We start from the raw sequence: 25,277 nt of genomic DNA on the forward strand, positions 1-25,277 counted from the left end.
GTCAGCCGCGCTCCCGGTCGGCGAACGCCATCCACCGCTGGTCCTCGTCCGGGGCGGGCCGATCCTCGACCGGCGCGGGAGCCGGCGTCACGCGCGCCGCAAGCAACGCGGCAAGCGCCGTGGTGATCGGGACCGCGGCGATCAGGCCGAGCGTGCCGACGCCACTGCGGACCAGTTCCTGGGCGATCGGCTGGCCGGTGAGCAGCTCGGTGACAGGCGTGCCGCCGACCGCGAAGAGCAGCATCAACGGCAGGGAGGCGCCCGCGTACGCCAGCACGATCGTGTTCACCACCGAGGCGATGTGCGCGCGGCCGACCCGGGTCGCCGCGCGGTAGAGGTCGCGGAGGCCGTAGCGGGGGTTGGCCGCGGCCAGCTCGCGCACGGTCTCGGCCTGGGTGACCGTGACGTCGTCGAGCACGCCGAGCGCGCCGATCACGATGCCGGCAAGCAGCAGGCCCTGCATGTTGACCGCGCCCTGGGTGAGGTTCAGGAACGCGGTCTCCTCGTCGGCCACGCCGGTCAGGTGCACCAGGTCGGTGGCGAACGCGGACAGCACCGCGGTGATGGTCAGGCTGACGAGCGTGCCCGCGACCGCGACGCTTGTGGACAGCGTGAAACCGTGCGTGAGGTAGAGGACGATCAGCATGATCGCGGCCGCGCCGACCACCGCGACAAGCAGCGGGGAGCGCCCGTCCAGGATCGCCGGGACCACGAACAGCAACAGCACCGCGAACGTGACAGCGAGCCCGGCCAGCGCACGCACCCCCCGCCACCGCCCGAACGCGATCACGGCCAGCGCGACCGCGGCCGCGAGGATCCACAGCCCGGTGGTGCGCCTGTGGTCCGCGATCGAGTACTGCTCGCCGCTCGGGCTGCCCTCCAGGTACATCACCACGATCGCGTCGCCGGGCTCCACAGTGGCCGCGCCGGGGCCGGCCGGGACGCCGGTCTCGACGATCTCGCCAGCCCGGTCGCCTTCCTCAAGCCGGATCCGGACCGTGCCGCACGCGGGCGGGGCGGGCACGCCCTCGGGCAGTTCCGGGCACTCGGTGAGCCGCACGGACTCGACTGTCGCGTCCAGCTCGACCGGGCCGCCGTCGCGGGACGGCGTGGAGACCGCGGACGGCCAGAGCAGGATCATGCCGAGCGCGGTGAGCAGCACCGCGGGGATGAGCAGCGCCAGCACGATCCGGCGCGCCCGCGGCGTCATCGTCTCCTGGGCGTGGGTGTGCGAATGTGCCATGGTTCCTAGTCCCAAATGACGATGTTGCGGCGGACCGGGGTGGAGTCGCCGTTGGAGGCGAACAACTCGGGCGAGCGCGCGCGGATCCGCTCCACGTCCGCGAAGACGGCGCGCAGGTGCGTGCGCATCGCCGCGCGGGCCGCGGTCAGGTCCCGGCGGCGGACCGCGTCGAGGATCGTCCGGTGCTGGACCGCGTTGACGGACGGTGGGGTGGCGTCGTGCAGGCCGAGGCGGCGGGCCCGGTCCAGATGCCCCTTGGCGGCGCTGACGGTGGCCCAGGCGGCGCCGTGGCCGCTGAGCGCGAGCAGGCCGTGGTGGAATTCCTCGTCGAGCGTGAAGAACTCCTCGACGGTGAGGTCCGGGACGTCCTGGCGGCGCAGGTTCTCCTCCAGGGACGCCACACGCACCGGGTCGAGCGTCTCCGGCAGGTCGTCGAGCGCGGTCAGTTCGACCGCCTCGCGGATGAACTGCGCGTCCGCCACCCGGACCGGGTCGACGCGCGAGACGAACGAGCCGACCTGCGGGAACACCTGCACGAGGCCCTCCTCGGCGAGCAGGATCAGGCTTTCCCGGACCGGTGTGCGGGAAACGCCGAGCGCTGCGGCCAATTCGTTCTCGCTCAGGGCGGCGCCGGGCGGCAGTTCCATGGTCAGCACCTTGTGACGCAGAATCGCGTACACCGTCTGCCTGTTTGTCCGTTTTTGACCGTCGACCGCCACGCTGCTCAGCATAGGTGAGGGCGATCCTTGACTTTCTGACCGACCGGAACTTGTATACCAGTGTCTGCTTACAAGCCTGGCACAAGGGAGTGATCCGGTGGCGACGATCGCACGCGTCGAGGTGCTGGTCACCTCGCCCGGCCGCAACTTCGTGACGCTGCGGATCACCACCTCGGACGGCGTGACAGGCCTGGGCGACGCCACGCTCAACGGCCGTGAGCTGGCCGTCGCCTCCTACCTGGAGGACCACCTCGCGCCGCTGCTGATCGGCCGCGACCCCGCGCGCATCGAGGACACCTGGCAGTACCTCTACAAGGGGGCGTACTGGCGGCGTGGCCCGGTCACGATGACCGCGATCGCGGCGGTGGACGTGGCGCTCTGGGACATCAAGGGCAAGGTCGCCGGACTGCCGGTCTATCAGCTGCTCGGTGGCCGCTCACGGGACGGCGTGCTCGTCTACTGCCATGCCAGCGGCACCGACGTGGAGTCGCTTCTCGACGACGTGGCGCGGTACCAGGAGCAGGGCTTCACCGCGATCCGGGCGCAGGCCGCGGTGCCGGGGCTGAGCGGCAGTTACGGCGTGCGCAAGGGGCAGCTCTACGAGCCGGCCGCTACCTCGCTGCCGGACGAGCAGGCCTGGAGCACCGAGGCGTACCTCGACTTCGCGCCCGGCTACCTGGCGAAGGTGCGCGAGCGGTTCGGGTTCGGCTTCCACCTGCTTCACGACGTCCACCACCGGCTCACCCCGATCGAGGCGGCCCGGTTCGGCAGGAGCGTCGAGGAACTGCGGCTGTTCTGGATGGAGGACCCGACCCCGGCCGAGAACCAGGACGCGTTCCGGCTGATCCGGCAGCACACCACCACGCCGATCGCGACAGGCGAGGTGCTCTCCTCGATCTGGGACGTGCAGCAGCTGATCACCGAGCAGCTCATCGACTACGTCCGGACCACGATCGTGCACGCCGGCGGCATCACCCACCTGCGGCGCATCTTCGACCTGGCCGCGCTCTACCAGGTCCGTACCGGCTCGCACGGCGCCACCGACCTGTCCCCCGTGACCACCGCGGCCGCCGTGCACCTGGACATCGCCGTACCGAACTTCGGCATCCAGGAGCACATGGGCCACACCGCCGAGACGTACGAGGTGTTCCGCGGCATGCCCCGCCTGGAGAACGGCATGCTCTATCCGTCCGAGGAGCCGGGCCTCGGCATCACCTACGACGACGAGGTGGCCGCGCGCTTCCCGTACGAGGCGAAGTACCTGCCGGTCGCGCGCCGCCTGGACGGCTCCGTCCACGACTGGTGAGCGGTGTGCGCCTCACCGGCGCGTCCGCCGCTCCTGACGCGTGGGCTCGGCACGTGCGGCCGGGAACCGCGCCGGGGCAGGGCTTACGCCGGTAAGGACCGCGAAGGCACCGTGGACGACTGCGGCTGCGGCGTGCACGTCACCGGTCACCAGGCTCCGGAGCTGGTCACCGGCGGCGGGCTGTTCGGTGTGGCGGCGGAGGCTGGTGGCCTGGACGCGCCACAGGCTGACAAGGGCCTGGGCTGCCACATCGATCTGGGGCTCGGGGCGGCTGATCCGTGAGCGCAGAGCCCCGGCCACCGCCGCGACGATCCGGCCGGTCATCTCGCTCTGGTAGGCGCGCAGCTCCGGGGTGGACCGGATCAGCTCTCCGAAGCGCCGGTAGCCGTCCAGCGCTCCGCCGCCGCCTGCCGTGAACGAGGCCAGTGTGCCGTCCAACTCTGCGGCCAGAAGGGCGAGTGCGGCGGCCACCGGCTCCTGGGCGGGGTCGGCGAGGGCGGTGGTCAGTGCGTCGGCCGTTCCTTCCAGGCGGTCCATGATCAGGGCTTCTTTGGTGGCGAAGTAGTTGTAGACGGTTTTCTGGGAGACGCCGGCGGCCTCGGCCACGTCCGCGATCCGCACGCCGTCGAAACCGCGCTCCAGGAACAGCGTGGCCGCGGCGTCCGACAGTGTCCGGCGTACCTGCTGCTTCTTGCGCTCTCGCAGACTCTCCACGGGGCGAACTTTACACCCACTTGAATTTTACAGTCACTGTAACTTATGGTTCCGGCATGAGCGAATACCGCATCGTGCGCGAGTACGCGTACCCCGTCGATCTGGTCTGGGCCGTTTTCACCGAACCCGAGCTGATGCGCCGCTGGACCACGACCGGGCAGGGCGGCCGCCCGGAAGGTTTCGCGCTGGAGCCGGGCACCCGCTTCCGCCTGATCGCCAAGCCCACGCCCGGCTGGCGCGGCATCGTCGACTGCGAACTCCTCGAGGCCGACGCCCCACACCACCTGCGCTACTCGTGGGTGGGCGACGAGGACGGCGCGAAGACCTACGTGACGTACACGCTCGAACCGACCCCGGCCGGCACCCGCTTCACCTGGCATCACACCGGCTTCACCGGCCCCGGCGGCTTCTTCATGTCCACGCTGCTCGGTTCCGTCCGCCGGAAGATGCTCACCGTCGGCGTACCCGCGGTCCTTGCGGAACTCGGCCGACAGAGCGCGTAGGCGTCGCCCCCTCCATCCTGCAGCCGATAAACCGGCCCGCCCCGGCAAGCCGACGACGAGGCTCGCGCGATCGTTCCCACCACGCCGGGAGCGGCTCCGACGTGGTGTGGGGGGGGCGAATCATGCGAGGTTGAAGATCCTTGCGGCTCTGGGCGCCCTTATAACGCCTCCATAAGGGCGCCCAGAGCCGCAAGGATCTTGAGCGCACCGACCCTGGCCCGGACACCGGAGTCGGCCCGGACACCGAAGTCGGCCGCAGCCTTGCTGCGCACCACTTCCAGAGGCACGGCGCAAGCCGCGTGCTCTTCCCTGAGCCGCACGGAACCGGCTCCGAGCCGCCCGGCAAGCGGGGCGCCAGCGGAGTCTTGGCGGGCGGCTCGATTTGCCCGCATGCTCCCGACGCGTCTGCCCCTTCGCGTCCGGTCGTCTGGGGAGCGACGGTCGAATGGGCTGGGGCGCGGTGAGTGGTTTCGGTCGGTCGTTGCGGGTTGCGGAGGGCGAGCAGCACGGCCGTCGTTTCGGCGGCGGCGGGCAGAGGCGGCTGTGGGTCGAGGCAGTTGCGAACCAAGGCAGCCGCGAACGAGGCAGCTGCGAACCGGGGCAGCTGCGGCTTGGGCGGGCACAAGGGCCGGCACCGAGGCCGCGGGTTCCGCAGGCGTGCAGGTCAGTCGTGTCACCGCGACAGGCCTCAGGGCCGGACACGAACGCAAAGCAACACCGGATCCACATATGTCAGGACACAGCCCGCGCTCATGGCCCGCGTCAGGTGGAGGCCCCGCGGTCAGTGCCCAGGCCTGAGCGCTGCCCGCCCGATATTTCGTGATATGAGTGTCTGCCTGTGCGTTCCTCCTGACGCCGAAGGGTCAAGAAAGGCCCACGTCAAGATCCTTGCGGCTCTGGTGGCCCTTATTCGAGCGCGATAGGGGCCACCAGAGCCGCAAGGATCTTGCATCCCGCCAGATGGACGCGAGATCCCAAATAACGAACCCATCGCGGCGCGGAGCGCCCGAGTTGCCATTGCCCTGGCGCGGGGACACGCGAGAGCCAAGATCGACTGGCGCTTCGGCAAGCTCTCGGCTTCGGTGCTGGCCCTTGCAACCACCCAGGTCAAGATCAACCGACCCTCCCGGCCACATCGCTCCCTCGATGCAGGCCCTTGCGACCACCCAAGGCGAGCTCGACCGGCTTGCCCGGCCACGCCCGCTGTCTCGGTGCCAGCCCTTGCGACCACCCAAAGCGAACTCAACCGACTTACCCGGCCACGCTCGGTCTCTCGGTGCCAGCCCTTGCGACCGTCCAGACCGCAGCCGCCCAGACCAGCCGCCGCTCAGACGATGACCGTGCTACCCCGCGTGCCGCGAGACCGCCGACCAGCCGGAACGACCCGCCAGACTCACGGCTCGATGCCAGCCCTTCGATCGTTAAGCCCCAGACCGCCGCCCGCGAATCGGTAACAGAGTCGCCAGAGCGGGCGAACCTGGGTCGAGATCTGGAGTCGCCCGAGGCGGCCTCAATCACTCACGAGCGAGCGCACCCCGCCTGCTCCACCGCGAAGGCGGAAAGCTGGGTCGAGATCTGGAGTCGCCCGAGGCGGCGTCAATCACTCACGAGCGGGCGCATCCCGCCTGCTCCACCGCGAAGGCGGAAAGCTGGGCCGAGATCTGGAATCACTCACGAGAGCCCGCCGGACGGACCTGCCCACCCCGCGTGCGGCGATGTCGGCAAAGGTCAGTCAGGGGTGGTGCGGAGGTGGGCGTCGAGGACCAGAGGGCCGGGGCGCCAGGCGAGGCGGCCGCGGGGTGGGTAGCGGGTCAGCAGGACCGCGGCGGTCACCGCGATCATCCACAGGGGATGGTGCGTCCCGGGGACGGCCATGATCGCCATCAAGGGGCCGCAGACGCCGGCGCAGCCGAGGCCGTGCCAGAGGCCGAAGCGGAGCGCGCCGCGGGTTGCCCGCCAGCCGGTCGGCGGGAGCGGGATGGTGCGGTGGCAGGCGCGCATGCAGGCGCGGCGGGCCGGGGTGAACTGCCAGAGCGCGGCGGCGAGGACCAGTGTGACGAGCAGTGGGAGTCGGGGTAGGCGGGCCAGGACCGGGATCAGCAGCACGCCGAGAAGGACCCAGACTGCCAGGTAGCCCGCGAGGAACGTGGCCATTGCCTGGGAGCGGCGGCGGCGCAGGCTGTTGGCGGCGACGTGCCGGACGGCGGGGAGGACGACCGGGACCATCATCGCCACGCACATCAGGGTCCACGAGGCGAGCGTGGGTGGGGTGGCGTGGTGGGTGGGGCCGGCGGTCACGGCCTGGAACAGCAGGGCTGCCCAGGCCGCGACCGCGAGGGCCATTGCGGGCCAGTGCGGAGTTCTGCGGATCATCGGTAGAAGATGCTTACCCGGCCGATGCGGACCGGGAGGGACTGGGCCTCGATTGCCGCGTCGACGATCGCGGCGTCGGCGAAGGTGTTGGCGTCCGGGGGGACCTCGACCTGGACGGGGCGGAAGGAGACGGCGGCGCCCTGGTCGGACCACTCGCCGCGGTCGCGGAGGCCGGCGACCCAGTCGGTGATGTCGAAGGTGCGGCGGAAGCCGTGCGGGCCGTCGCCGGCGCCGAGGTGTTCGATGCCGAAGAAGGAGACGTTGCCGACGTGGTGCGGGGTGGTGGCGGGTGCGCCGATCGGGCGGACGTAGACCTCGTAGACGGTGGCGGGGGCACGGTCGGCCTCGACGTCTTCCAGGTTGAGAAGCACCTGGGCGGCGTCCTGGGCGCGGGCGGAGACGGTGGGCGCGTCGATCGGGACCTCGACGCGGGCCACGTCGCCGGTGAGGGTGAGGGGGCGGTCGGAGGCGCCGACGAACTCCGGCTCGTCCTGGGTGATGCCAGCGCTCATGATCGGTTCCCGTCCGGGCCGTGCGCCGGGTGCGACGCCGTCCTGATAGACGTACCCCAGTTGGGCGGCGGTGTCGAGCACCTGCGCGTTCGTGATGGTGACCGGGGTGCCGGTGCCGTCGTGCAGGCGCCACGGGGTGCCGCGCCAGTCCGCGTCGCCGGGGTCGGCCCGGCCGCCGCCGAGCGCAAGCCAGGAGGACCAGAGGCGGTCGATGTTGGCGTGGTGCAGCCAGAAGATCGGGTCGAGCGCGGCCAGGTCGGGGTCGCCCATCAGGCCGCCGATCAGCACGTGGACGTCGTTGTGCGGGGTGAGTTCCAGGTCGCCGGAGAGGAACCAGAAGTGCTGCGGCGTGGTACGCCCACCGCCGAAGCTCGGCTCGGGCGGGGGTGCGAACGTGGTCCTGGTCATCGCGAGCGCGGCGCTCGTCGTCGAGGACGGCAGCGTGGCGCCGTTGTTGATTGACGGGTTGCGTTCGGCCACGAAGAGCGGGTTGGCCGAGCCGTCCGGAAGCGTGGGCTGGCGGAACGCGGGCGGCAGTGAGTTGCGGCCGGGAATCGAGTAGTTCCAGTAGGGCAGCGCCCAGTCGGCCGGGCCGCCCTGCGCGATCACCTCGGCGCGGACGATCTCCTCGAAGTAGTACAGGTAGGCGCGGTGCCAGGGCAGGAAGTGCCAGCTGCCGTGCTGGCACTCGTTCCAGATCGCGCCGGCCGGTGGCGTACCGGCCCGGCCGTGCACCGCGGCCTGGTACTCCCAGCCGCGCGGGTCGGTGAGCGCGCGGGCCCGCATGGCGCGGACCGCCTTCGCATAGGCGAGCGTGATCGGGTCCCACGCGCCGTTCGCCTGCAGTTCCCAGATGTCGCGCCGGATGCGGACGGTCTGGAACGTGCCGTCGCCGTTGTTGTGCGCGGTCCACACGCCGCCGTTGCCGAAGCCGACGATGTCGGGCCGCCCGTCGCCGGTGATGTCGGCCAGCAGGCGTGGGTGCTTCTCCACGCGCCAGCCGCCGGCGTCGTAGCCGAAGTTCGCGATCACCCGCCGGGCCGGGCCGAAGCCGTCGTTGCCGTCGTTGCGCGACACCCAGACGCCGCCGTCGCCGAAGCCGATGATGTCCGCGCGGCCGTCACCTGTCAGATCGGTCACGAAGCGTGGATGCTTCTCAACGCGCCAGCCACCTGCGGAGTAGCCGAAGTTCTGCAGCACGAGCTGCGGCTGTGCGAACCCGCCGTTGCCGGTGTTGCGCGCGACCCACACACCGCCGTCGCCGAAGCCGACGATGTCGGGCCGCCCGTCGCCTGTGGTGTCGGCAAGGAAGCGCGGGTGCCGGTCGACGCGCCAGCCGCCCGCGGTGAAACCGAAGTCGTTGAGGACCAGGGTGGGCGCGCTGAAGCCGCCGTTGCCGTTGTTGCGGGCTACCCAGACGCCGCCGTCGCCGAAGCCGATGATGTCCGCGCGGCCGTCACCTGTCAGATCGGTCACGAAGCGTGGATGCTTCTCGACGCGCCAGCCACCCGCGGAGTAGCCGAAGTTGTCGACGGCGAGTTGCGGCGCCCGGAACGTACCGTCGCCGTTGTTGATCGAGACCAGGACCCCGGCGTTGCCGAAGCCGACGATGTCGCCGCGGCCGTCACCTGTCAGGTCCGCGACGAACCGCGGATGCCTGTCGACGCGCCAGCCGCCGGCCGTGAAGCCGAAGTCCCGGACCGCCAGGCGCGGCCCGGTGAACCGCCCGTTGCCGTCGTTGAACGACACAAGCACGCCGCCGTCGCCGAAGCCCACGATGTCCGGCCGCCCGTCGCCGGTGATGTCCACCGGGTAGCGGGGATGCCTGTCGACGCGCCAGCCGCCCGCGGTGAAACCGAAGTCGCCGACGCCCAGGAACGGGTCGTTGAACGTGCCGCCGCCCTTGTTCGCCGCGACAAGCGCACCGCCGTCGCCGAAGCCGAGAATGTCCGCGACACCGTCCCCGGTAAGATCGGTGACGAATCGCGGATGCCGTTCCACACGCCATCCACCGGCGTTGTATCCGAAGTCTTCCAATACGAGTTGCATGTGCGCCCCCTCCGCATCTCTCGTGCGTGGATTCAGCACAAGCTTCTTCCCGGCGGCGGCCTCAGACATCCGGTTGTCATTGTTCGGACAGGATGTATCTGGCATTCGATCGACGAAACGTAATAGCGAAGATCTAATGTGCTGCGCCGACCGGAAAGGCGTACCGGTTCGGGCGGGCGGCGGCGGCCTTTCGTACCGATTCACCACCACGTCAGGCGATTCCGGGCGGGTCGGGCGATGGACAGGATGGACCGGTGGAGCTGACGCTGTTGTTCGATCCCAGACTCGGTGTGGACACCGCCGCGATGGCACGGGCCTGGGCCCGGGCCCCCGAGCTGGCCGGCGCGCTGGCCGGGACACCGTCCGCGGTCACGCTGCGGTCGCAGAGCTACCTGCCGGACGTGGTCGAGGTCGTGCTGATCCCGCTCGCGGTGAACCTCGCCAGCAGCGCGCTCTTCGAGATCACAGTGCGCCTGCTCTGCAGGCAGAGACCACAGACGAACCCTTCGCGGGTACGCGTGGGAGCGTCGGAACTCGACGGCGGACGCCAGATGATCACGGTGGAGGAGGACGAGCCGACGTCATGACGGAACCGGCCATCACCATCACCGAACGGTCGAGAACCAGCACGGGCTTCCGGGCCACTGTGGAATTCACCGGCCACGCCCGCGTCCACGAGATCACGATTGTCGACCCGGCCGACGAGGCACGGCGGCAATTGTTCTCGTGGTATTTCGAACAGTTTCAGACGTTGCCCTTTTTCGGCGCGGACCGACGCGACGCGGCCGAGCGGGCGATGACCGATTACGGCACGAATCTCTTCGCTCAGCTCTTCGGGCGCGATGTCAACGACGGCACGCTGTACCGCTGGTTCGAGGATCTCCGCGAACGCGATCAGGACCGCTGGGTCCTGAAGATCTCCGGATCCGGGGCCTTTCACCGGCTGCACTGGGAGATGCTGCGCAATCCCGCGGACGACGCGCCGCTCGCGCTCACCATGTTCGTGGAAAGGCACACCGTTCAGGAGATCGAATGGCAGCTCCCGCCGCCGGGGCCGAGCCTAAACATCCTCGTGGTCGCGGCCCGCCCGTTCGGCGCGAACGACATCGACTATCAGACGATCTCGCGCACCTTGATCGCCACCTCGTGGAACGCCTCCCGCCCGGTCCGGATCGACCTCGCCCGCCCCGGCACCTGGACGGCGTTGCGCCGGCACCTGGAGCAGACCGCCGGCGCCCGGCGGAAGGGCTGGTACCAGGTCGTCCACTTCGACCTGCACGGCGAGACGCTCGATTACGCCGCGTTGCGCCGCGGCATCGACGAGGGCCGGTTCGCACCGTCGCAGCGGACGCTCCGCGGCTACCAGGGCGAGCAGGCCTTCCTCTACTTCGAGACGGCGGACGACGGCGTCGCCGATCCGGTACCGGCCAAGACCGTCGCCACGCTGCTTCGTGAGCACAAGGTGACGATCGCGATGGTGAACGCCTGCCAGTCCGCCCGGGTGACCGAGAACGGCGACGGGATGGCGCGGAGCCTGGCCGCGGCCGGTGTGCCGGTGGCGGTCGGCATGGCCTACTCGGTCACCGTCTCCGCCGTCGAACACGCCGTACCGGTTCTCTACGAGCACCTCGCGGACGGCCACACCCCGCGCGAGGCGGTGCAGGCAGCCCGGCGGGAGCTGTTCCACGACCCGAACCGCACGATCCACAATCGGACGGTGGAGCTGCAGGACTGGATGCTTCCGGTCCTGTTCCAGCAGCAGGAGATCACTGTCGCGCTTGCCGAGATGGGTGAGGCGGAGCGCTCGGCGTTCCGCGACGCGCAGACCCGCGGCGGACCGGAGCCGGACGTGTTCGGCCGGGACATCGACGTGCTCGCCGTCGAACGCCGGATGCTCGACCGCGACTCCCCCAACGAGCTGATCGTGCACGGCGGGCCGGGCGTGGGGAAGTCCGCCTTCCTTGACCTGCTCGCCTGGTGGTGGCAGCGCACAGGCCTCGTCTCCCGCGTCTTCCGGTTCTCGTTCGACGGGACCGGCCTCACACCGCAGGCGATGGTCGCGCGAATCGCCGCGGACCTGCCCGGCACGGGTGACGAGACGACCTGGAACGCACTGCTCGGCGGCGTCGCGAATCGGCTGCGCAGCGAGCGGCATCTCCTCGTCGTGGACGGGCTGACCGGGCTCGACCCAGCGGGCGTGGACACGTTCCGCCAGGTGCTTGAGCATCTGCGCAAGGGGCGCACGCTCGTCCTGATCGGATCGCGCACGGACGAGGCGCGGCTCGGCACCACCACGATCCAGCGGTACGAGCTTGGGCCACTGACGGCGGGGCTTCAGGCACTACCGCAGGAGTCCCCGCCGCGCCTCGACCCGACCGTGCCGCCAGGGCCAGGACCGGGGCTGCACCCGCAACCGGAGTCAGAGCCGCACTCTCAGCCGACACCGGACGCGCCCCCGGAGCCGGTGCCGGCACCGAAGCCAGACTCGCGCTCTGCGCCGACACCGAGCCCGCGCTCGGTGTCGATGCCGGGCCTGGACCCGGACCCGGTGCCCGCGCCGCACCCGCAGCCGGTGTCTACGCCGGACCCGGAGCCGGACCCGGACTCGGACCCGGACCCGCTGCCCGATCCACCCGGTCCACCCGGTCCACCCGGTCCCACCGGTACACCGCGACCGCCGTGGCGGGCGGTGACGATGCTCGGGCTTGGCGGGGTCGCGCTGGCTCTCGCGCTGACCGGCGGCTACCTGACGATCTCGCGGGCCGGTGACGCCGGCGCCGCCCCCACCCCCTCGTCGTCCACACCCGTGGCGGCCACGACCAGCCAGGCGCCCGCCCCCGCGCGAACAGTGGATCCGCCGTGGGCTCAGGGCGACGCCCAGGTTCCCGGCATCACGATCACGTCACCGCGCGCGGGCGCGGGCGTCGAGGCGTGCATCGACGTCGCCGGTACCGCGGAAGGGCTGGCGCCGAACGAGACGATCCTCATCGCGGTGCGGCGGCACGACAGGTTTCCCGGGGAGCCGTACTTCCTCTTCCGGATCGCGGACTGGGAGAAGCCGGGGACACCGGCGCGGTGGTCGGCGCGGGTGACGGCCGGGCAGTCGCTCTGGCAGGACTTCGACATCCTGGTGCTGGTCGGGGACCGGGAACGCATCCTGGCGGCGTGGCACTCGGGCAACATGACAAGCGACACCGAGATCGAGGGGCTGCGGCGCGCGGCCGACGTGCGGGTGCATCAGACCGGGTCCGCGGTCTCCTGCTGACGCGGACCCGGTGAGCACGGGTCAGGCGCAGTCGGCCGGGCCTGGTCCGGCCACCCGCTTGAGCGTGATGTGCGCGGCCACGATCGCGCCCTCGGGGTTGTCCGGGGAGTGCCAGCCCTTGTTGTCGGCCTCGTGGATCGCCTTCTTCGTCTGCGCCAGGTCGACGACGAGCACCTCGGCCCGGAACCGCTGCCCGACCGAGCTGTCGCCGGAGCCGAACCACTGCGCGCCTGACCACTCCACCAGGTCGTCCGGGTACTCCCAGTCCTCGACCGCCTGGAAGTAGCGCTCAGGGCTGCCGTTGTCGACGTTGCGGACGCCCAGGATGAGCGTCTTGTTCTCAGGCAGCCGGGACGTACCGCGGAAGATCTCGCACTGGCGCACCTGGGCGTCGTCGACCGGGAAGGTGAGCGTCGCCTCGCCCTCCGTTGGTGACGCGGCGGTCGAGGCGGGTGGGGCGGACACGGGCGGGGCCGGTGTGTCGTCGGCCGCGCCGCAGCCGGTGACCGCGAGTACGGCCAGCAGGGTGGCAGCGCCGATCCGGGACGTTCGCATGTGACTCCTCAGGTCGGGTCAGGCTGTGGTGGGCACTCGTGGGGAGATCTCGTCGATGCCGCCGGGCAGGTCTGCGCGGGGGAACGGGGTGCCGTTCCGGTCGGCGTTCTCGTTGTCCCGGAGCCACCCCCGCGCGTCCGCGGTGTGGGCCGCGACCAGGACGAACTCGCGGAACGTGCCGGGTTCCGCCGAGCCGTGCCGGAGGACGACGCCGTAGGTGCGCTGGTGTTCCCGGCCGCTGACGCCGCGTTTGGCGAACCAGTTGCCGGCGGAGTTCTGCGTCATGATCCAGTACTCGGTGGCGCCCTCGGCCGCCACGCACACCCGCACGAACACCTCAGGGGTCGCGCCCGTGGGACTGTCCACATCGAGGACCGCGTCGGAGCCGCCGCACTCCTCACGCGGATCACCGCTCGGTTCCGGAGGCCCGGACGGCGGCCCCGTGGGCGGCCCGGTAGGTGGACCTGTCGGCGGCCCCGTAGGCCGACCCGTCGGCGGTTCGGCCGGCGTTGGCGACCGGCTCGGCGGCGCACCGGCCGGACTCGGCTCGGTCGGCGAGGTGCGCGGTCCCACGGTGGGCGCCGCCGTCGCGGACGGCGGAGACGAGGGCAGCAAAGACGGCGGCGCGGAAGACGGCGTCGCGGAGGGCGCGGGCGTCGGCCGATCGCGGTACTTGACGATCCGGCGCGCGTCCCCGCCGGTCACCGCGTAGGCATACGGCCCTGTCACGTCGTCGAGCCAGATCATGCGGCCCTCGCGGCGCACGTCGAGGTCCGCGGGACTTCCGTCGCTCAGGACAAGCGTCGCGTGCTCCGGCAGGCCCTCGGCGATCCGGTAGCCGTGCACCCGCGCTCCCGTCTCCTCCGGCACCCAGACGTATCCGTCCCCCACCACCGGCGTGCCCGCTCCGAACGGCACCGGCCGCCGCAGCACGGCACCCCGCAACGCGACAAGCAGCTCCCCGCCGTGCAGGATCGCGAACGCCCGCGCGTCAGGCGCCGCCGCGAACGCCCGACCATCGGCAGGGAGTGCGGTCCGGCCGCCTGGTGACGGGCCGTCCACGATCATCACCGCGCCTGTGGACGGGTCGTATCCGGCGGCGCCGCCCGGCAGGCCCGCGAGCAGCAGAGGCCCGCTACCGCCACGGACCGGCGAGGCTCCGCCGGCGTCGACGCGGGTGACCCGGCCGTCCCCGTGGGCCAGGTAGAGGGCTCCGGCCGAGGTCACGGCGCTCCCGAACGTACCCACGGAATGGTCTGCGGTTGTCAGGTCTGTGGGGTCGATCGAGGTGACGAGGCCGTCGCGGAGCAGGTGGACGCGGGAGCCGTCGGTGAGGACCGTCGCGCCGGCCAGCGCCACGGTCCCGGGCCGGCGCCGATGGGTACGCACGTCGACGAGGTGCAGCGACGGTCCGGCCTGGACGGCGAGCGCGCCGGCGAGCGGGTGCACGCGCACGCCGGCCCCGATCCGGTCGAACGGTACGGAGTCGACGATCTGCGGGCCGGTCTCGGGCACCAGGCCGTTCACCTGGACGAGCCGGTCGGCGGCGGGCAGCCACGTCGTCGCCCGGGTGGGCGCCGGTGCGGGACTGTCGCCGGGCCATCCCGCCGTCACGGTGAGCGCGGCCGGCAGGGCCAGCGTCAGCGCCGCGAGCGGGCCATGCGCCCGACTCCACCGCCGGATGTCGCTGGTCAACGTCATGTCGTCACCTCACTGAACCTCACTGACCCGGACTGTACGGCCGTGCCCAGCCGAAATCAGAGGTCCGAGCGGGCCGGGGTGCGCGCGGTTCAGGTGCCCGGGTGACGGTCGTTGGGACCTGTTTGGAAGACGATCAGCCGACCTGTCGTGATTGGACCACCACCTACCGCTTCCGGGCGGCTAGCGTCGGCGGCCTCAGCCGGCAACGACATCGGAGGCGGGATGCACTTCACCGAGTTCGTGCGGCACTTCCAGGTCCTCACCGCACAGGTCGAGCAGTCGCTTCTCGGCAAGCGGGACCAGGTGCGCCGCGCGGTGACCTGCCTGCTGGCGGGCGGTCATCTGCTGCTCGACGACGTACCGGGCGTGGGGAAGACGACGCTTGCGGCCGCGCTGGCCGGGCTGGTCCGGGGCGGCCGCAGCACGCGCATCCAGGGCACTCCCGACCTGCTGCCCGGCGACATCCTCGGCGTCTCGGTGTTCGAGCGGGACCACGGCGGGTTCACGTTCCACGACGGCCCGATCGTGGCGAACGTGGTGCTGTTCGACGAGATCAACCGCTGCGCGCCGCGTACCCAGTCGGCGCTGCTGCAGGCGATGCAGGAGCGGCGGGTGACCACGTTCCGGCATGACGCGCCGCTGCCGGACCCGTTCATGGTGATCGGCACCCAGAATCCACAGGAGACGCTCGGCACCTATCCGCTGCCCGAGGCCCAGCTGGACCGGTTCCTGATGCGGATCACGCTCGGTTACCCGGACCGGGACGCCCTCCGTGAGCTGCTGCGCAGGCACGGCCGGCGGCCCGGACCGGCCGAGGACGGCGGCATCACACCGGAAGGACTGCGCGTGATGATCGAGACAGCCCGGGCCGTACCGGTCTCGGACGCGGTCTACGACTACGTGTGCGCGATCGTCGAGGCGACCCGTACCGCGCCGGACATCGCGCTCGGCGCCAGCCCACGCGCGAGCCTTGACCTGCTCGCCGCCGCCAAGGTCCAGGCACTCGCCAGGATCACCGGAGCCGAGGACGTGTACCTGCGGCCGGACGACGTGCGCGCGGTGGCGGCGGACGTGCTTGCGCACCGGCTGGTGCTCAACGGCCGGGACGGGCGGCCGGTCGCGACCGGACAGCGGGAGGCGGTCGGCCGCATCCTCGACACGGTGCCCGTCTCGTGACCGCCAACGGACTCCTGGTGACGGCCATGGCGGCGGCGGCGTTCGCGGCCTACGCCACGTACGGCTACCCGCCCGCGCTCGCCGCCGCGGCAGTGCTCGTGGCGCTGCTGATCGCGGGGCTGCCGTTCCGGGCGCTCGGACGCCGCCCGCTGCGGCTGACGCTCGCCCCCGGCCGTCCGGACGTGGTGCGCGGCGACCCGGTGACAGTGCGGGTGACCTCGACCGGGCCCGGAAGCGTACGACTCCTGATCGACGGATCGGAGTCGGCGCTGGTCGCGGTCACCGCACGCGACCAGGGCGTCTGGAGTTCGCCGCCGCTCGCCCGGGGCCGGCACACAATCACCGTGGCCTCGGTCGTGGACGTCGGCGCGCTCGGCCTGTGGCGGTGGCGGCTGCCGTTCGAGGCCGCGCCGGTCAGGGTGCGGGCCACACCCCGCCGGACCGCTCTCGGCCCGCCGCCGGACCTGCTCAGCGACGTCGACGACGGGCGGCCGGCACCGATCGGCGCGGGCACGGGCGTCGCCTTCGCCGGGGTGCGCGAGTACGCGGTGGGCGACGACGTGCGGCACATCGACTGGGCCGCGTCCGCCCGCGCGCCTGACGACGACGTGCTCTACGTCCGCCAGTTCACGCCGTCGCTCGTGGACGACCTGGTGGTGGTGCTCGACCCGTACGCGGTGGACCCGGCCGCCTTCGAGACCGCTGTGGACCTGGCCTGTTCGCTTGCCTGGGCGGGCGGCCGGCTGGCGATCCTCGGCCGGGCCGGCATCGCGCACACGCCGGGCGACGCCGAGGAGTTGCTCACCACGCTGCGCCCCGCCCCGGTGCCGGTGACCGCCGTCCCCGGCGCGGCCGTGGTGATCACCGCGGTACCGGCGCGGGCGCCACGACTGAGCACCTGCGCGCGGCTGGTGTTCGCGGTGGGCGCGACCGGCGGCCCCGGCGGCCCGGTCGTCCCGGTCCCGGACCTCGCCGCCGCCCGTGACGCGTGGCACCGCTGGGCCGACCGGTGAGCTGGGTGATCGCCGATCGCGTCGGCTCCGGGACGGCGGCGGCCGCGGCCGGGCTGACGTTCGCGGCCGCGTTCGACGCCGGAAGCCGGGTCACGGTGATCGTGGCGCTCGCCGCCGCGGCAGGTGCGCTGGCGCTGCCGCCGCGCCGCCTGCCGCCGTGGGTACGCGTCCCACTCACCGTGCCCGCCCCGCTCCTGGTCGCGGTGCTGCTCGCGGCGCACCCGGCGACACTGCCGGGCGACGTGGGCCGCCTCCTGCGGCTCACGCTGCCGCTGCCACCGGATCTGCTCGCCGTTCCCGCGCTGCTGACCGGGCTCGCGGCCACCGGCGGGGCCCTGATCGCGCGGACCCGGCCGGGGAGCCTGGCCGCACTGCTCCCGTCCGCCGCGGTCGCCGCCTTCGGGCTGGTCACGGCCGGGCCGGACGCCAACCAGCGCGGGCCGGCGTTGCTCGGGTTCGCCGCCCTCGCGCTGCTCACCGTCCGCGGCGCCGCCCGGCTCGTCCGGCCCGGAGCGCGGGGCACGGCCGCCGCCCTGTCCGCGGTCGCGGTCGCCGCCACACCGCTGCTCTGGCTGCCGGCCGGCGTACCCGGTCACGCGGTCGACCTGCGGGACCGGTTCGCCGTGCGGGAACGCCTGGTCGCCGGCACCGACCTGCTCGACCGGGTGGCCGGCTGGCTCGCCGCGCCGGACCGGGACCTGTTCACAGTCGAGGAAGGGCCGGACGCGGCGGCCTGGCGGCTTGCGGTCCTCGACCGGTACGACGGGGAGACCTGGGCCTCCGGCGCCCGGTTCACCCCGGCCGGGCTGGGTGTGCCGCCGCACGACGGGCCGGTCCCGCCGGACGCGGTGAGCCACCTGCTGCGCATCACCGGGCTGGACGGGCCCTACCTGCCCGCGGTGGACCGGCCGGTCCGCATCGGGCCGCCTGTCGACGCGGTCGACCCCGAGGACGGGACGCTGGTCACGGCCGGGCCGCTGACGCCCGGGACCACGTACCGGGTGGCGTCTGTGGTGGCCGTGGCGCCGGCCGCACCGTACGGCGATCCGGCCGACGGCCCGCTCGCGGTCCCCGCTGAACTCGACGGCGACCTGTGGGCGCTCACCGCCGGCCGCGATCCGGACACGGTCGTCGCGGCACTGCGCTCCGGGCGGCGGAACGTGGCCGGCGCGCCGGTCTCCGCGGGTGTCCCCGCGCTGCGGGCGCTGCTCGCCCCCCGTGGCAGTGGTACGGGCGTGCAGTTCGCGGCCGCGTTCGCGCTGGCGATGCGCCTGCGGGGCGTACCCTCGCGGCTGGTCGTGGGTTTTCAGCCTGCCGCCGGGGAGCGCGTCGTGCGGGGTGCGGACGTGCGGGTGTGGGTCGAGCTGCGGTACGACCGGGCGGGCTGGGTGCGCTACGACCCCGCACCGTCGCCGGTCACGCCCGAGGCTCAGGCGCCGCCGCCTCCGCCCCCGCCGGCCGCCGCTGTCCCCGGATCGCCGTCGTCACCGCCCCTCGCACCCAGGAAGCGGCCGGAGCCGTGGTCTCCGCAGGTCCTCCTGATCGTGGCGGTTGCGCTCGCCGGCCTGCTCTGCCGCCGGATGATCCGCCGGGCCTGGCGCCGGAGGCCGTTCGGCACGCCCGCGACCCGCGTGCTGCGGGCCTTCCACGACACCCGCGACCTCGTGGCCGTCCCACCCCGGCCGGCTGACACGCTCACGCCCCGGGACGTGCAGGCCGCGCTCACCGTGCGACTCGGCGCCGGCGCGCCCGGTGCCGCGCTCACCGCGCTCGCCGACCGGGCGCTCTACGCCCCGCACCTCTCGATCGCCCGCCGGGACGCCGGACGCGCCTGGCACGAGGCCGCCGCCGTGCGCCACGCCCTGCGCGGACGGCGTTAACCTCACATCCCGCCCGGACCGGCCGATCAGTGGCGGTATGAAGGCGCGCCTCCTGGCGGCGGCCGGACTCGGCGTGGTGCTGCAGGTGGCGCTGATCGTGACCGGGTTCGCGCGGCCGCTGCTGGTACCGGTCAACGCGCTTACCGTGCTCGTGACCACCGCCGCGCTGTGGGCGCTCGGGAAGCGGGCCGCCCACGCACGAGGGCGGGAGCGGCTCGCCTGGGCGATCGTCGCGACGGCGATGCTGGGCTGGCTGCCGGGCGCCGCGCTGTGCCTGCGCACGGCCGTGGCCGGGGAGCCACCCGCGGCGCAAGCGGATCTGATGCGGCCGGAGATGCTGCTTGGCGCCGCGGCCGCGGCACTTGTCCTGATCGGCCTGCTTGTCGGGCCGAGCGCGTCGCTACCGTGGCGGGAGCAGCTGCGGATGGTGCTGGACGGCGCGATGGCCGCTGCCGCGCTGTTCGTACTCGCCTGGGCCTACCTGCTCCGCCCGGCGGAGAAGGAGCTGGGCCGGTCCTTCACCACGCTCATCGCCCTGATCATCTGTGTGCAGATCGCGACGCTCGCGACCGCGCTTGTGCTGCTGGCCCGGCAGCGCACCGAGGGCACCAACGCGTTCACGATGCTCGCGTGCTCGGCCGGCCTGTTCAGCGCGATGACGGCGACCTACTGCGCGCTCGTCATCCACGGAAAGGCCTCCGACCTCTCCGCGACCGCCGCGATGACCGCGCTCGCCACATTCCTGCTGCTCGCGATGACCTGGTTCCCGATGCCGACGGACGTGCCGCCGTGGAGTGGCGCACCGACCGGGCTGCGGGCCGGGCTGCCGTACCTGCCGGTGCTCTGCGCCTTCTCGGTCGCGGTCAGCAGGCGCTTCGACCAGACCGTGTTCACCGCGATGACAGTACTGTTCGGGCTGATGCTGCTCCGGCAGTTCCTGACGCTGCGCAGCAACAGCCGGCTGCTGGCCGAGGTCGACGAGAAACGCGCGGAACTGCAGTACCAGGCCACCCACGACCACCTGACCGGCCTGACCAACCGCACCTACCTCTACGAAAGTGCCGCCGCCTGGGGCCGCGACGGCGCACCTGTCGCGCTGATGATCCTCGACCTGGACGGCTTCAAGCAGATCAACGACCGTTTCGGCCACGCCGCCGGCGACGAGGTGCTCGTCGAGGTCGCGGCCGCGCTCACCACCACGATCCCGGCCGGTCAGGTCGCCGCGCGCCTCGGCGGCGACGAGTTCGCCGTCGTGCTGCACCCCGCACCCCCGCTGCGCACCGCCGCCGCCCTCGGCGAACGCATCATCGAGGCGGTCGCCGCCAAGGGCCGGGTCGGGATCAGCCTCGGCCTCGCCTACGAGCCCACCGGCCACGCCACGCTCGGCATGATGCTCAGCGACGCCGACGCGGCCCTCTACAAGGCGAAGGCCGCCGGCAAGGGCCGACTGGCGATGAGCCACAGACTGACCTAGATCATTTTCCCGCTCCCGCGGTGGTCCGGCCCGCACGCTCCCGCGGGCCGCGGGCCCGTGGGCGGCCGGGACAACCCCTGCCCCGATCCCGCGGTGGTCCGCACTCCCGCGGGCTACGGACGCGTGGGTGGTCGGAAGGACCCCTGCCCCGCCCCGCGGTGGCCCGCACTCCCACGGGCCACGGGACCGTGGGTACCGGGAAAACCCCTGCCCCTCCCATGGTGGTCAGGCCCACTCGCCTCCGCGGGCCGGTAGGTGGCCGGGACAACGCCGCAGCGTGCTCAGTGCATCAGCACGATCTTGCCGCGGGCGTGGCGGGTCTCGCTCAGCACGTGGGCCGCGGCGGCCTCGGCAAGCGGAAACTCGGCTGCGACCGGGATCCGGAGACGGCCCTCGGCGGCCAGGCCGACAGCGAGGTCGAGCGCGTGGGCCGCGAGCGGGTCGGTGGCGCCGCTGGACAGGTGGACGCCGTGCGCGGCAGCGGTCAGGTCGGCGATGGTGATCACGCGGGCCGGGTCGCCCGCGATCGCGATCAGATCCGGCAGCGCGCCGCCGGCACAGTCGACGACCGCGTCGACCGGCCCACGGATGCGATCGCGCAGGCCCAGGCCGTAGGACACCGGCTGGGCGCCGAGCGTGCGCAGGAAGTCGTGGTTGTGTTCGCCGGCGGTGCCGATCACAGTGGCGCCGCGGGCGACCGCCATCTGCACCGCTACCGTGCCGGTCGCACCGGCCGCCCCCTGGATGAGCACGGTCTGCCCCGCGCCCACGCCGAGCCGGTCGAGCACCCGGACGGCCGTCTCGACGCTCCCGGCGGCACCGCCCGCCTCGGCCCAGCTCCAGTCCGGTGGCACGGGCGCCCACACGTCAAGCACCGTGTGGTCGGCGTTCGCGCCCCGGCCGGACGTCCAGCCGAAGACCGGGTCGCCGAGCCGCACGCCGGTGACGCCGGAGCCGATCTCATCCACCACGCCCGCGGAGTCGAAGCCGCACCGGAACGGCAACGGGACCGGCATTGTCTCGCGCAGCGCGCCGGACCGGAGCCGGACCTCGCCTGCCGACAGCCCGGACGCGCGCACCGCGATGCGGATCGTGCCCGGGCCCGCGTGCGGCTCCTCGACCTCGGCGACGTGCACGACGGACGGCGGGCCGTACCCGTCGAATTGAACTGCTCTCATGCCGGTAGACGCTAGATCGGGTTCTCGGCGGCACGGCCCGATCTGAGAGGGATCCGCAGGTGATGCCTCAGATGCCGGTCACAGTGCGGCGCGCGGAGTCGTAGCTGCGCGCCTCCACAAGCAGGCCGGCCGCCCGGGGCAGCGCGGACAGCAACGCGAGCGCCGGTTCGCGCTGCTCCGGGGGCAGGTTCAGCGCGAGGCTCACGTGCGGCCGCCAGCGGTCCGGCGCGTGCAGCGGGTTCTCCGAGCCGACCGCCTCCCACACGCGGGCGTGAAGCGAGGACAGCTCCGGCGACGGCGACACCGTCAGGACCAGCGCCCGGCCGAGCAGCACCGCCTCCCCCAGCGCCACCGGGACCGGCAGGCCGAGCGGCGGCAGGCAGGTGAGCGTGGACGCACCGACAAGCGTGACGTGCGGCCGGTTCGTCGGGTGCGTGTGGGTGGCGAGGCTGCGCAGGCCTGCCGCGTGCAGCCGGTCCCACAGCGCGCGGACGGTACTGTCGAGCGCGGCGTCGGGCAGCAGCTCCACGGTGTGCACGCTGCGCTACCGCCCGGTCCGGCCGTGGACCAGGCGGTGCAGGGCCAGGCGTGCCACAGGCGTGTAGAGCAGCACGACGGGGGCGGGGCCGTGCGTCTCCAGGCCGGTACGCGTGCCGGCCGGGGTGGCCTCGACGGTGTGGTGCAGGCGCATCCGCACGCCGGCCGCGGTCACCGACCAGGACCAGGACCGGAGCGGGCCGTGCGGGTCGACGGCGGTGATCCGGAAGCTGACCCGCACGCCGGGCGGCCCGTGCACGACGCCGTCGACGCCCGGCGCGATCCGCTCGGCGTCGCAGTCCACGGACCGGATCTGCGGCGCCCACTCCGGCCATCGGGCCGGTCGCAGGTAGCGGTCCCACACGTCGTCGGCGGGGTGAGGGCCGGTCACTGTCATCGCATGGCGCATGGCCTCAGCAGATCACGCCGGTGGCCGGTCAGTCGCCGAGGCGGTCGAGGGTGGCCCGGGACCAGGTGAGGGTGAGGGGCGCGGGCTGAGGGGATTCCATGCCGACACCGTACGAATCAGTCTCGGACGGCGTCTCCCAGGTCCGTGCCACTCAGGGGCAGTTCGCGCTCGTCAGCCTGACCGCGTACTCCTCGTTGTCGTGGGTGATGCCGGACGGGGCGCCGCCGAAGTACGACTCGACCTTGTCGCCGTCGCGGAGCTGTTCGAAGTGCAGGTGGGGGGCGCTGGAGTCGCCGGTGCTGCCGACCTTGCCGAGCTGGTCGCCCATCTCGACGTGCTGGCCCTCGGTGACCATCGGCTCCTCGAGCATGTGCAGGTAGAGCGTGGACCACTTGCCGCCGTGGTCGATCCTGACCCAGTAGCCGCCGCCGCGGCCCATCTCGCCGTCCGGGTTGTCCGGGTTGCGATCGCCGAGTCGCCCGCTCGTGCCGGCCCGGACCACGGTGCCGGCCGCGGCCGCGAGGATCGGCCGGCCGTAGGTCTCGCCTGACGTCGGGTAGAGGTCGACGTCGTAGTCACCGTGGCCGGGGTAGGTGCTCAGCCGCCACGTCTCGTCGCAGGCCACCGGCAGCTGAAACGCGGGGCGCGGGCCTGGCGGACGCATCCGCTGCTCGGCGAACACCGCCATCGCGCCGGCCAGAGCAAGCACCACCGCGATGGACAGGAACAGGCGGACACGAGTGGCTATCACCGTCCGATCGTGCCAGGTGAAGACCACCGGCGGCGAACATGGCAGGGTGAGCGAAACGATCGAGGGAGTTTCCGTGAGCCGACCGATCCGTGTCACCGTGTGGGGCGAGAACGTCCATGAGCAGCGCGAACCCGAGGTCGCGGCCCGTTATCCGGACGGCATGCACGGCGCTGTCGCGCAGGGCGTCGAGGAGAACCTGGGCGACGGGGTGATCGTGCGCACGGCCACGCTCGAGCAGCCGGAGCACGGGCTGACCGAGGAGGTGCTTCGGGAGACGGACGTGCTGACCTGGTGGGGGCACGCCGCGCACGGGGACGTCGCGGACGAGGTCGTCGAGCGGGTGCACAGGCATGTGCTGGCCGGCATGGGCCTGATCGTGCTTCACTCCGGGCACTGGTCCAAGATCTTCATGAAGCTGATGGGTACGACGTGCACGCTGCGCTGGCGGTCCGAGCACGACCGGGAGGTGATCTGGACCGTGGATCCGACGCACCCGATCGCGCGCGGCGTGCCGCATCCGCTGATCATCGACGAGGACGAGATGTACGGCGAGTTCTTCGACATCCCCGCGCCGGACGAGCTGGTCTTCATCTCCTCGTTCACCGGCGGCGAGGTGTTCCGGTCCGGGCTCACGTTCAAGCGCGGCCACGGCAAGATCTTCTACTTCCGCCCCGGCGACCAGGATTTCCCGACATATCACCATAAAGATGTGCGAAAGGTGATCGCGAACGCTGTGGAGTGGGCGGTGACTGTGCGCCCGGAGCGGACCACTCCCACGCTGCTGCGCTACGAAACTAACGACTTCTTCACCGGCCACGGGTACGGCGGCGCGCTGTGACCCTGAGTGTCGTCATCATCGGCGCGGGTGCGATGGGCCGCGCCTGGCTGCGTACCGTCGAAGCCGATCCTGAGGTCTCCTGTGTCGGCGTAGCCGACATCGACATCCACGCGGCCGAGGACGCGGCCGGGGGCGACTACCCGGTGTCCGCCGACGGCATCGAGCTGGCCCGGCAGATCCGCGCGGACGCGATCATCAACGTCACGGTCCCCGCCGCGCACCACCCGGTCACCACCGAGGCGCTCTTCGCAGGTCTCCCGGTGCTCGGCGAGAAACCCGTCGCGGAGACCGTCGCTCAGGCGTTGTCCCTGGCCGCGGCCGCGGAGGTCACCGGCGAGCTGTTCATGGTGAGCCAGTCCCGGCGGTACAACCCGCAGCTGTGGGCGCTTCGCGAACAGGCCCGTGCGCTCGGCCGCGCCGGCCAGCTGACCACCGAGTTCTTCAAGGCGCCGCGGTTCGGCGGGTTCCGCGACGCGATGGACCACCCGCTGCTTCTCGACATGGCGATCCACCCGTTCGACACCGCCCGGTTCCTGCTCGGCGCGGAGCCGGTCTCGGTCTACTGCGAGGAGCACAACCCGGCCTGGAGCTGGTACGCCGGCGACGCGGCCGCCACCGCCATGTTCGAGATGACCGGCGGCGTCCGCTACGTCTACACCGGCAGCTGGTGCGCGCCGGGCCTGGAGACGTCGTGGAACGGTGCCTGGCGGCTCTCCGCCGAACACGGCGCCGCGGTCTGGAACGGCGACGACCCGCCGGTCATGGAACCGGGCCTGCCCACCGCACCGGTGGCGGACCCCGGCCACGAGATCGCCGGTGCGCTGCGCGCGTTCACGTCCGCGCTGCGCACCGGTGTCGTACCGATGGGCGAGGTCCACGAGAACGTGATGAGCCTGGTCATGGTCGAGGCCGCCGTGCAGTCCGCGTCCACCGGCACCCGCGTGCACATCGACGACGTGCTCGAACGCGCCTACGCACAGGCGATAGCCGACGAACGGCGCGCCGACGTCCGCGACGCACTGCACTCGTGGACCTCGGTGCGGGACGCGCTGAAAGATCCGGCCCACGGCCGGACATGAAC

Annotated in this window: 21 protein-coding genes; 10 read left to right on the plus strand and 11 right to left on the minus strand. The window is 72.3% G+C overall.

Features of this window, described 5'->3' with window-relative positions; genetic code table 11:
• Position 1: 1 nt before the first annotated feature.
• Together ACIA8K_RS23480 and ACIA8K_RS23485 are read right to left on the minus strand one after the other, a co-directional pair.
• A complete protein-coding gene (locus ACIA8K_RS23480; protein WP_396062621.1) occupies positions 2–1,243 on the minus strand; it encodes a YibE/F family protein in 1,242 nt (413 codons plus the stop codon).
• A gap of 5 nt (positions 1,244–1,248) precedes the next feature.
• On the minus strand, positions 1,249–1,974 hold the full coding sequence (locus ACIA8K_RS23485) for a GntR family transcriptional regulator (RefSeq protein ID WP_396062623.1): 726 nt from the start codon (positions 1,972–1,974) through the stop codon (positions 1,249–1,251).
• A gap of 85 nt (positions 1,975–2,059) precedes the next feature.
• Here ACIA8K_RS23485 and manD point away from each other — a divergent pair, with 85 nt between their 5' ends.
• Positions 2,060–3,268, plus strand: a complete 1,209-nt coding sequence (gene manD, locus ACIA8K_RS23490; protein WP_396062625.1) for a D-mannonate dehydratase ManD — start codon at positions 2,060–2,062, stop codon at positions 3,266–3,268.
• Positions 3,269–3,280: 12 nt separating this feature from the next.
• On the opposite strand, the gene ACIA8K_RS23495 is transcribed toward manD, so the two are convergent.
• The gene (locus ACIA8K_RS23495; RefSeq protein WP_396062627.1) at positions 3,281–3,982 is read right to left on the minus strand and encodes a TetR/AcrR family transcriptional regulator; all 702 of its coding nucleotides are present in this window, start codon (positions 3,980–3,982) and stop codon (positions 3,281–3,283) included.
• 56 nt (positions 3,983–4,038) lie between these two features.
• Here ACIA8K_RS23495 and ACIA8K_RS23500 point away from each other — a divergent pair, with 56 nt between their 5' ends.
• Positions 4,039–4,485, plus strand: a complete 447-nt coding sequence (locus tag ACIA8K_RS23500) for an SRPBCC domain-containing protein (protein WP_396062629.1) — start codon at positions 4,039–4,041, stop codon at positions 4,483–4,485.
• 1,728 nt (positions 4,486–6,213) lie between these two features.
• Here the strand turns inward: ACIA8K_RS23500 and ACIA8K_RS23505 are convergent.
• Both ACIA8K_RS23505 and ACIA8K_RS23510 read right to left on the minus strand, forming a co-directional pair.
• On the minus strand, positions 6,214–6,858 hold the full coding sequence (locus tag ACIA8K_RS23505) for a DUF2182 domain-containing protein (RefSeq protein WP_396062631.1): 645 nt from the start codon (positions 6,856–6,858) through the stop codon (positions 6,214–6,216).
• Positions 6,855–9,419: a tyrosinase family protein gene (locus ACIA8K_RS23510; protein ID WP_396062633.1), complete on the minus strand. Its 2,565-nt coding sequence runs from the start codon at positions 9,417–9,419 to the stop codon at positions 6,855–6,857. The genes ACIA8K_RS23505 and ACIA8K_RS23510 overlap by 4 nt, the downstream gene beginning before the upstream one ends.
• A 254-nt stretch (positions 9,420–9,673) precedes the next feature.
• On the opposite strand from ACIA8K_RS23510, the gene ACIA8K_RS23515 reads away from it, so the two are divergent.
• The gene (locus tag ACIA8K_RS23515) at positions 9,674–10,006 is read left to right on the plus strand and encodes a hypothetical protein (protein WP_396062635.1); all 333 of its coding nucleotides are present in this window, start codon (positions 9,674–9,676) and stop codon (positions 10,004–10,006) included.
• Entirely contained in the window at positions 10,003–12,684 is a 2,682-nt protein-coding gene (locus tag ACIA8K_RS23520; protein WP_396062637.1) for a CHAT domain-containing protein, read from the plus strand. Before ACIA8K_RS23515 ends, ACIA8K_RS23520 begins: the two co-directional genes overlap by 4 nt.
• Positions 12,685–12,705: 21 nt before the next feature.
• On the opposite strand, the gene ACIA8K_RS23525 is transcribed toward ACIA8K_RS23520, so the two are convergent.
• On the minus strand, positions 12,706–13,239 hold the full coding sequence (locus ACIA8K_RS23525) for a hypothetical protein (RefSeq protein ID WP_396062639.1): 534 nt from the start codon (positions 13,237–13,239) through the stop codon (positions 12,706–12,708).
• An 18-nt stretch (positions 13,240–13,257) separates the two neighbouring features.
• Positions 13,258–14,940: a hypothetical protein gene (locus ACIA8K_RS23530; protein WP_396062641.1), complete on the minus strand. Its 1,683-nt coding sequence runs from the start codon at positions 14,938–14,940 to the stop codon at positions 13,258–13,260.
• A gap of 222 nt (positions 14,941–15,162) precedes the next feature.
• On the opposite strand from ACIA8K_RS23530, the gene ACIA8K_RS23535 reads away from it, so the two are divergent.
• From ACIA8K_RS23535 to ACIA8K_RS23550, 4 genes are read left to right on the plus strand one after another with little or no spacing between them, the layout of a single operon-like run.
• On the plus strand, positions 15,163–16,116 hold the full coding sequence (locus ACIA8K_RS23535) for an AAA family ATPase (RefSeq protein WP_396062643.1): 954 nt from the start codon (positions 15,163–15,165) through the stop codon (positions 16,114–16,116).
• The gene (locus tag ACIA8K_RS23540) at positions 16,113–17,129 is read left to right on the plus strand and encodes a DUF58 domain-containing protein (RefSeq protein WP_396062645.1); all 1,017 of its coding nucleotides are present in this window, start codon (positions 16,113–16,115) and stop codon (positions 17,127–17,129) included. Before ACIA8K_RS23535 ends, ACIA8K_RS23540 begins: the two co-directional genes overlap by 4 nt.
• Positions 17,130–17,134: 5 nt before the next feature.
• Positions 17,135–19,009, plus strand: a complete 1,875-nt coding sequence (locus ACIA8K_RS23545) for a DUF3488 and transglutaminase-like domain-containing protein (RefSeq protein ID WP_396062647.1) — start codon at positions 17,135–17,137, stop codon at positions 19,007–19,009.
• Positions 19,010–19,046: 37 nt separating this feature from the next.
• Positions 19,047–20,483, plus strand: a complete 1,437-nt coding sequence (locus ACIA8K_RS23550) for a diguanylate cyclase (RefSeq protein WP_396062649.1) — start codon at positions 19,047–19,049, stop codon at positions 20,481–20,483.
• A gap of 281 nt (positions 20,484–20,764) precedes the next feature.
• Here ACIA8K_RS23550 and ACIA8K_RS23555 read toward each other — a convergent pair whose 3' ends face one another.
• From ACIA8K_RS23555 to ACIA8K_RS23570, 4 genes are all read right to left on the minus strand, one after another.
• Positions 20,765–21,661 carry an NADP-dependent oxidoreductase gene (locus ACIA8K_RS23555; RefSeq protein ID WP_396062651.1) on the minus strand — a complete coding sequence of 299 codons (897 nt, stop codon included), beginning with the start codon at positions 21,659–21,661 and terminating at the stop codon, positions 20,765–20,767.
• Positions 21,662–21,728: 67 nt separating this feature from the next.
• Positions 21,729–22,190, minus strand: coding sequence for a 2'-5' RNA ligase family protein (locus tag ACIA8K_RS23560; RefSeq protein WP_396062653.1), 462 nt, complete (start codon positions 22,188–22,190; stop codon positions 21,729–21,731).
• A gap of 15 nt (positions 22,191–22,205) precedes the next feature.
• Positions 22,206–22,607, minus strand: coding sequence for an SRPBCC family protein (locus ACIA8K_RS23565; protein WP_396062655.1), 402 nt, complete (start codon positions 22,605–22,607; stop codon positions 22,206–22,208).
• A 151-nt stretch (positions 22,608–22,758) separates the two neighbouring features.
• Positions 22,759–23,358 (minus strand): M23 family metallopeptidase, encoded by a 600-nt coding sequence (locus tag ACIA8K_RS23570; protein WP_396062657.1) that lies wholly within the window; start codon positions 23,356–23,358, stop codon positions 22,759–22,761.
• 73 nt (positions 23,359–23,431) lie between these two features.
• On the opposite strand from ACIA8K_RS23570, the gene ACIA8K_RS23575 reads away from it, so the two are divergent.
• Together ACIA8K_RS23575 and ACIA8K_RS23580 are read left to right on the plus strand one after the other, a co-directional pair.
• Complete coding sequence (locus tag ACIA8K_RS23575; protein WP_396062659.1) at positions 23,432–24,196, plus strand: ThuA domain-containing protein; 765 nt, start codon at positions 23,432–23,434, stop codon at positions 24,194–24,196.
• Entirely contained in the window at positions 24,193–25,275 is a 1,083-nt protein-coding gene (locus ACIA8K_RS23580) for a Gfo/Idh/MocA family protein (protein WP_396062661.1), read from the plus strand. Before ACIA8K_RS23575 ends, ACIA8K_RS23580 begins: the two co-directional genes overlap by 4 nt.
• The last annotated feature ends 2 nt before the right edge of the window (positions 25,276–25,277 follow it).

The organism is Catenuloplanes sp. NPDC051500, from assembly GCF_044454585.1.
Taxonomy (GTDB): Bacteria; Actinomycetota; Actinomycetes; order Mycobacteriales; family Micromonosporaceae; genus Catenuloplanes.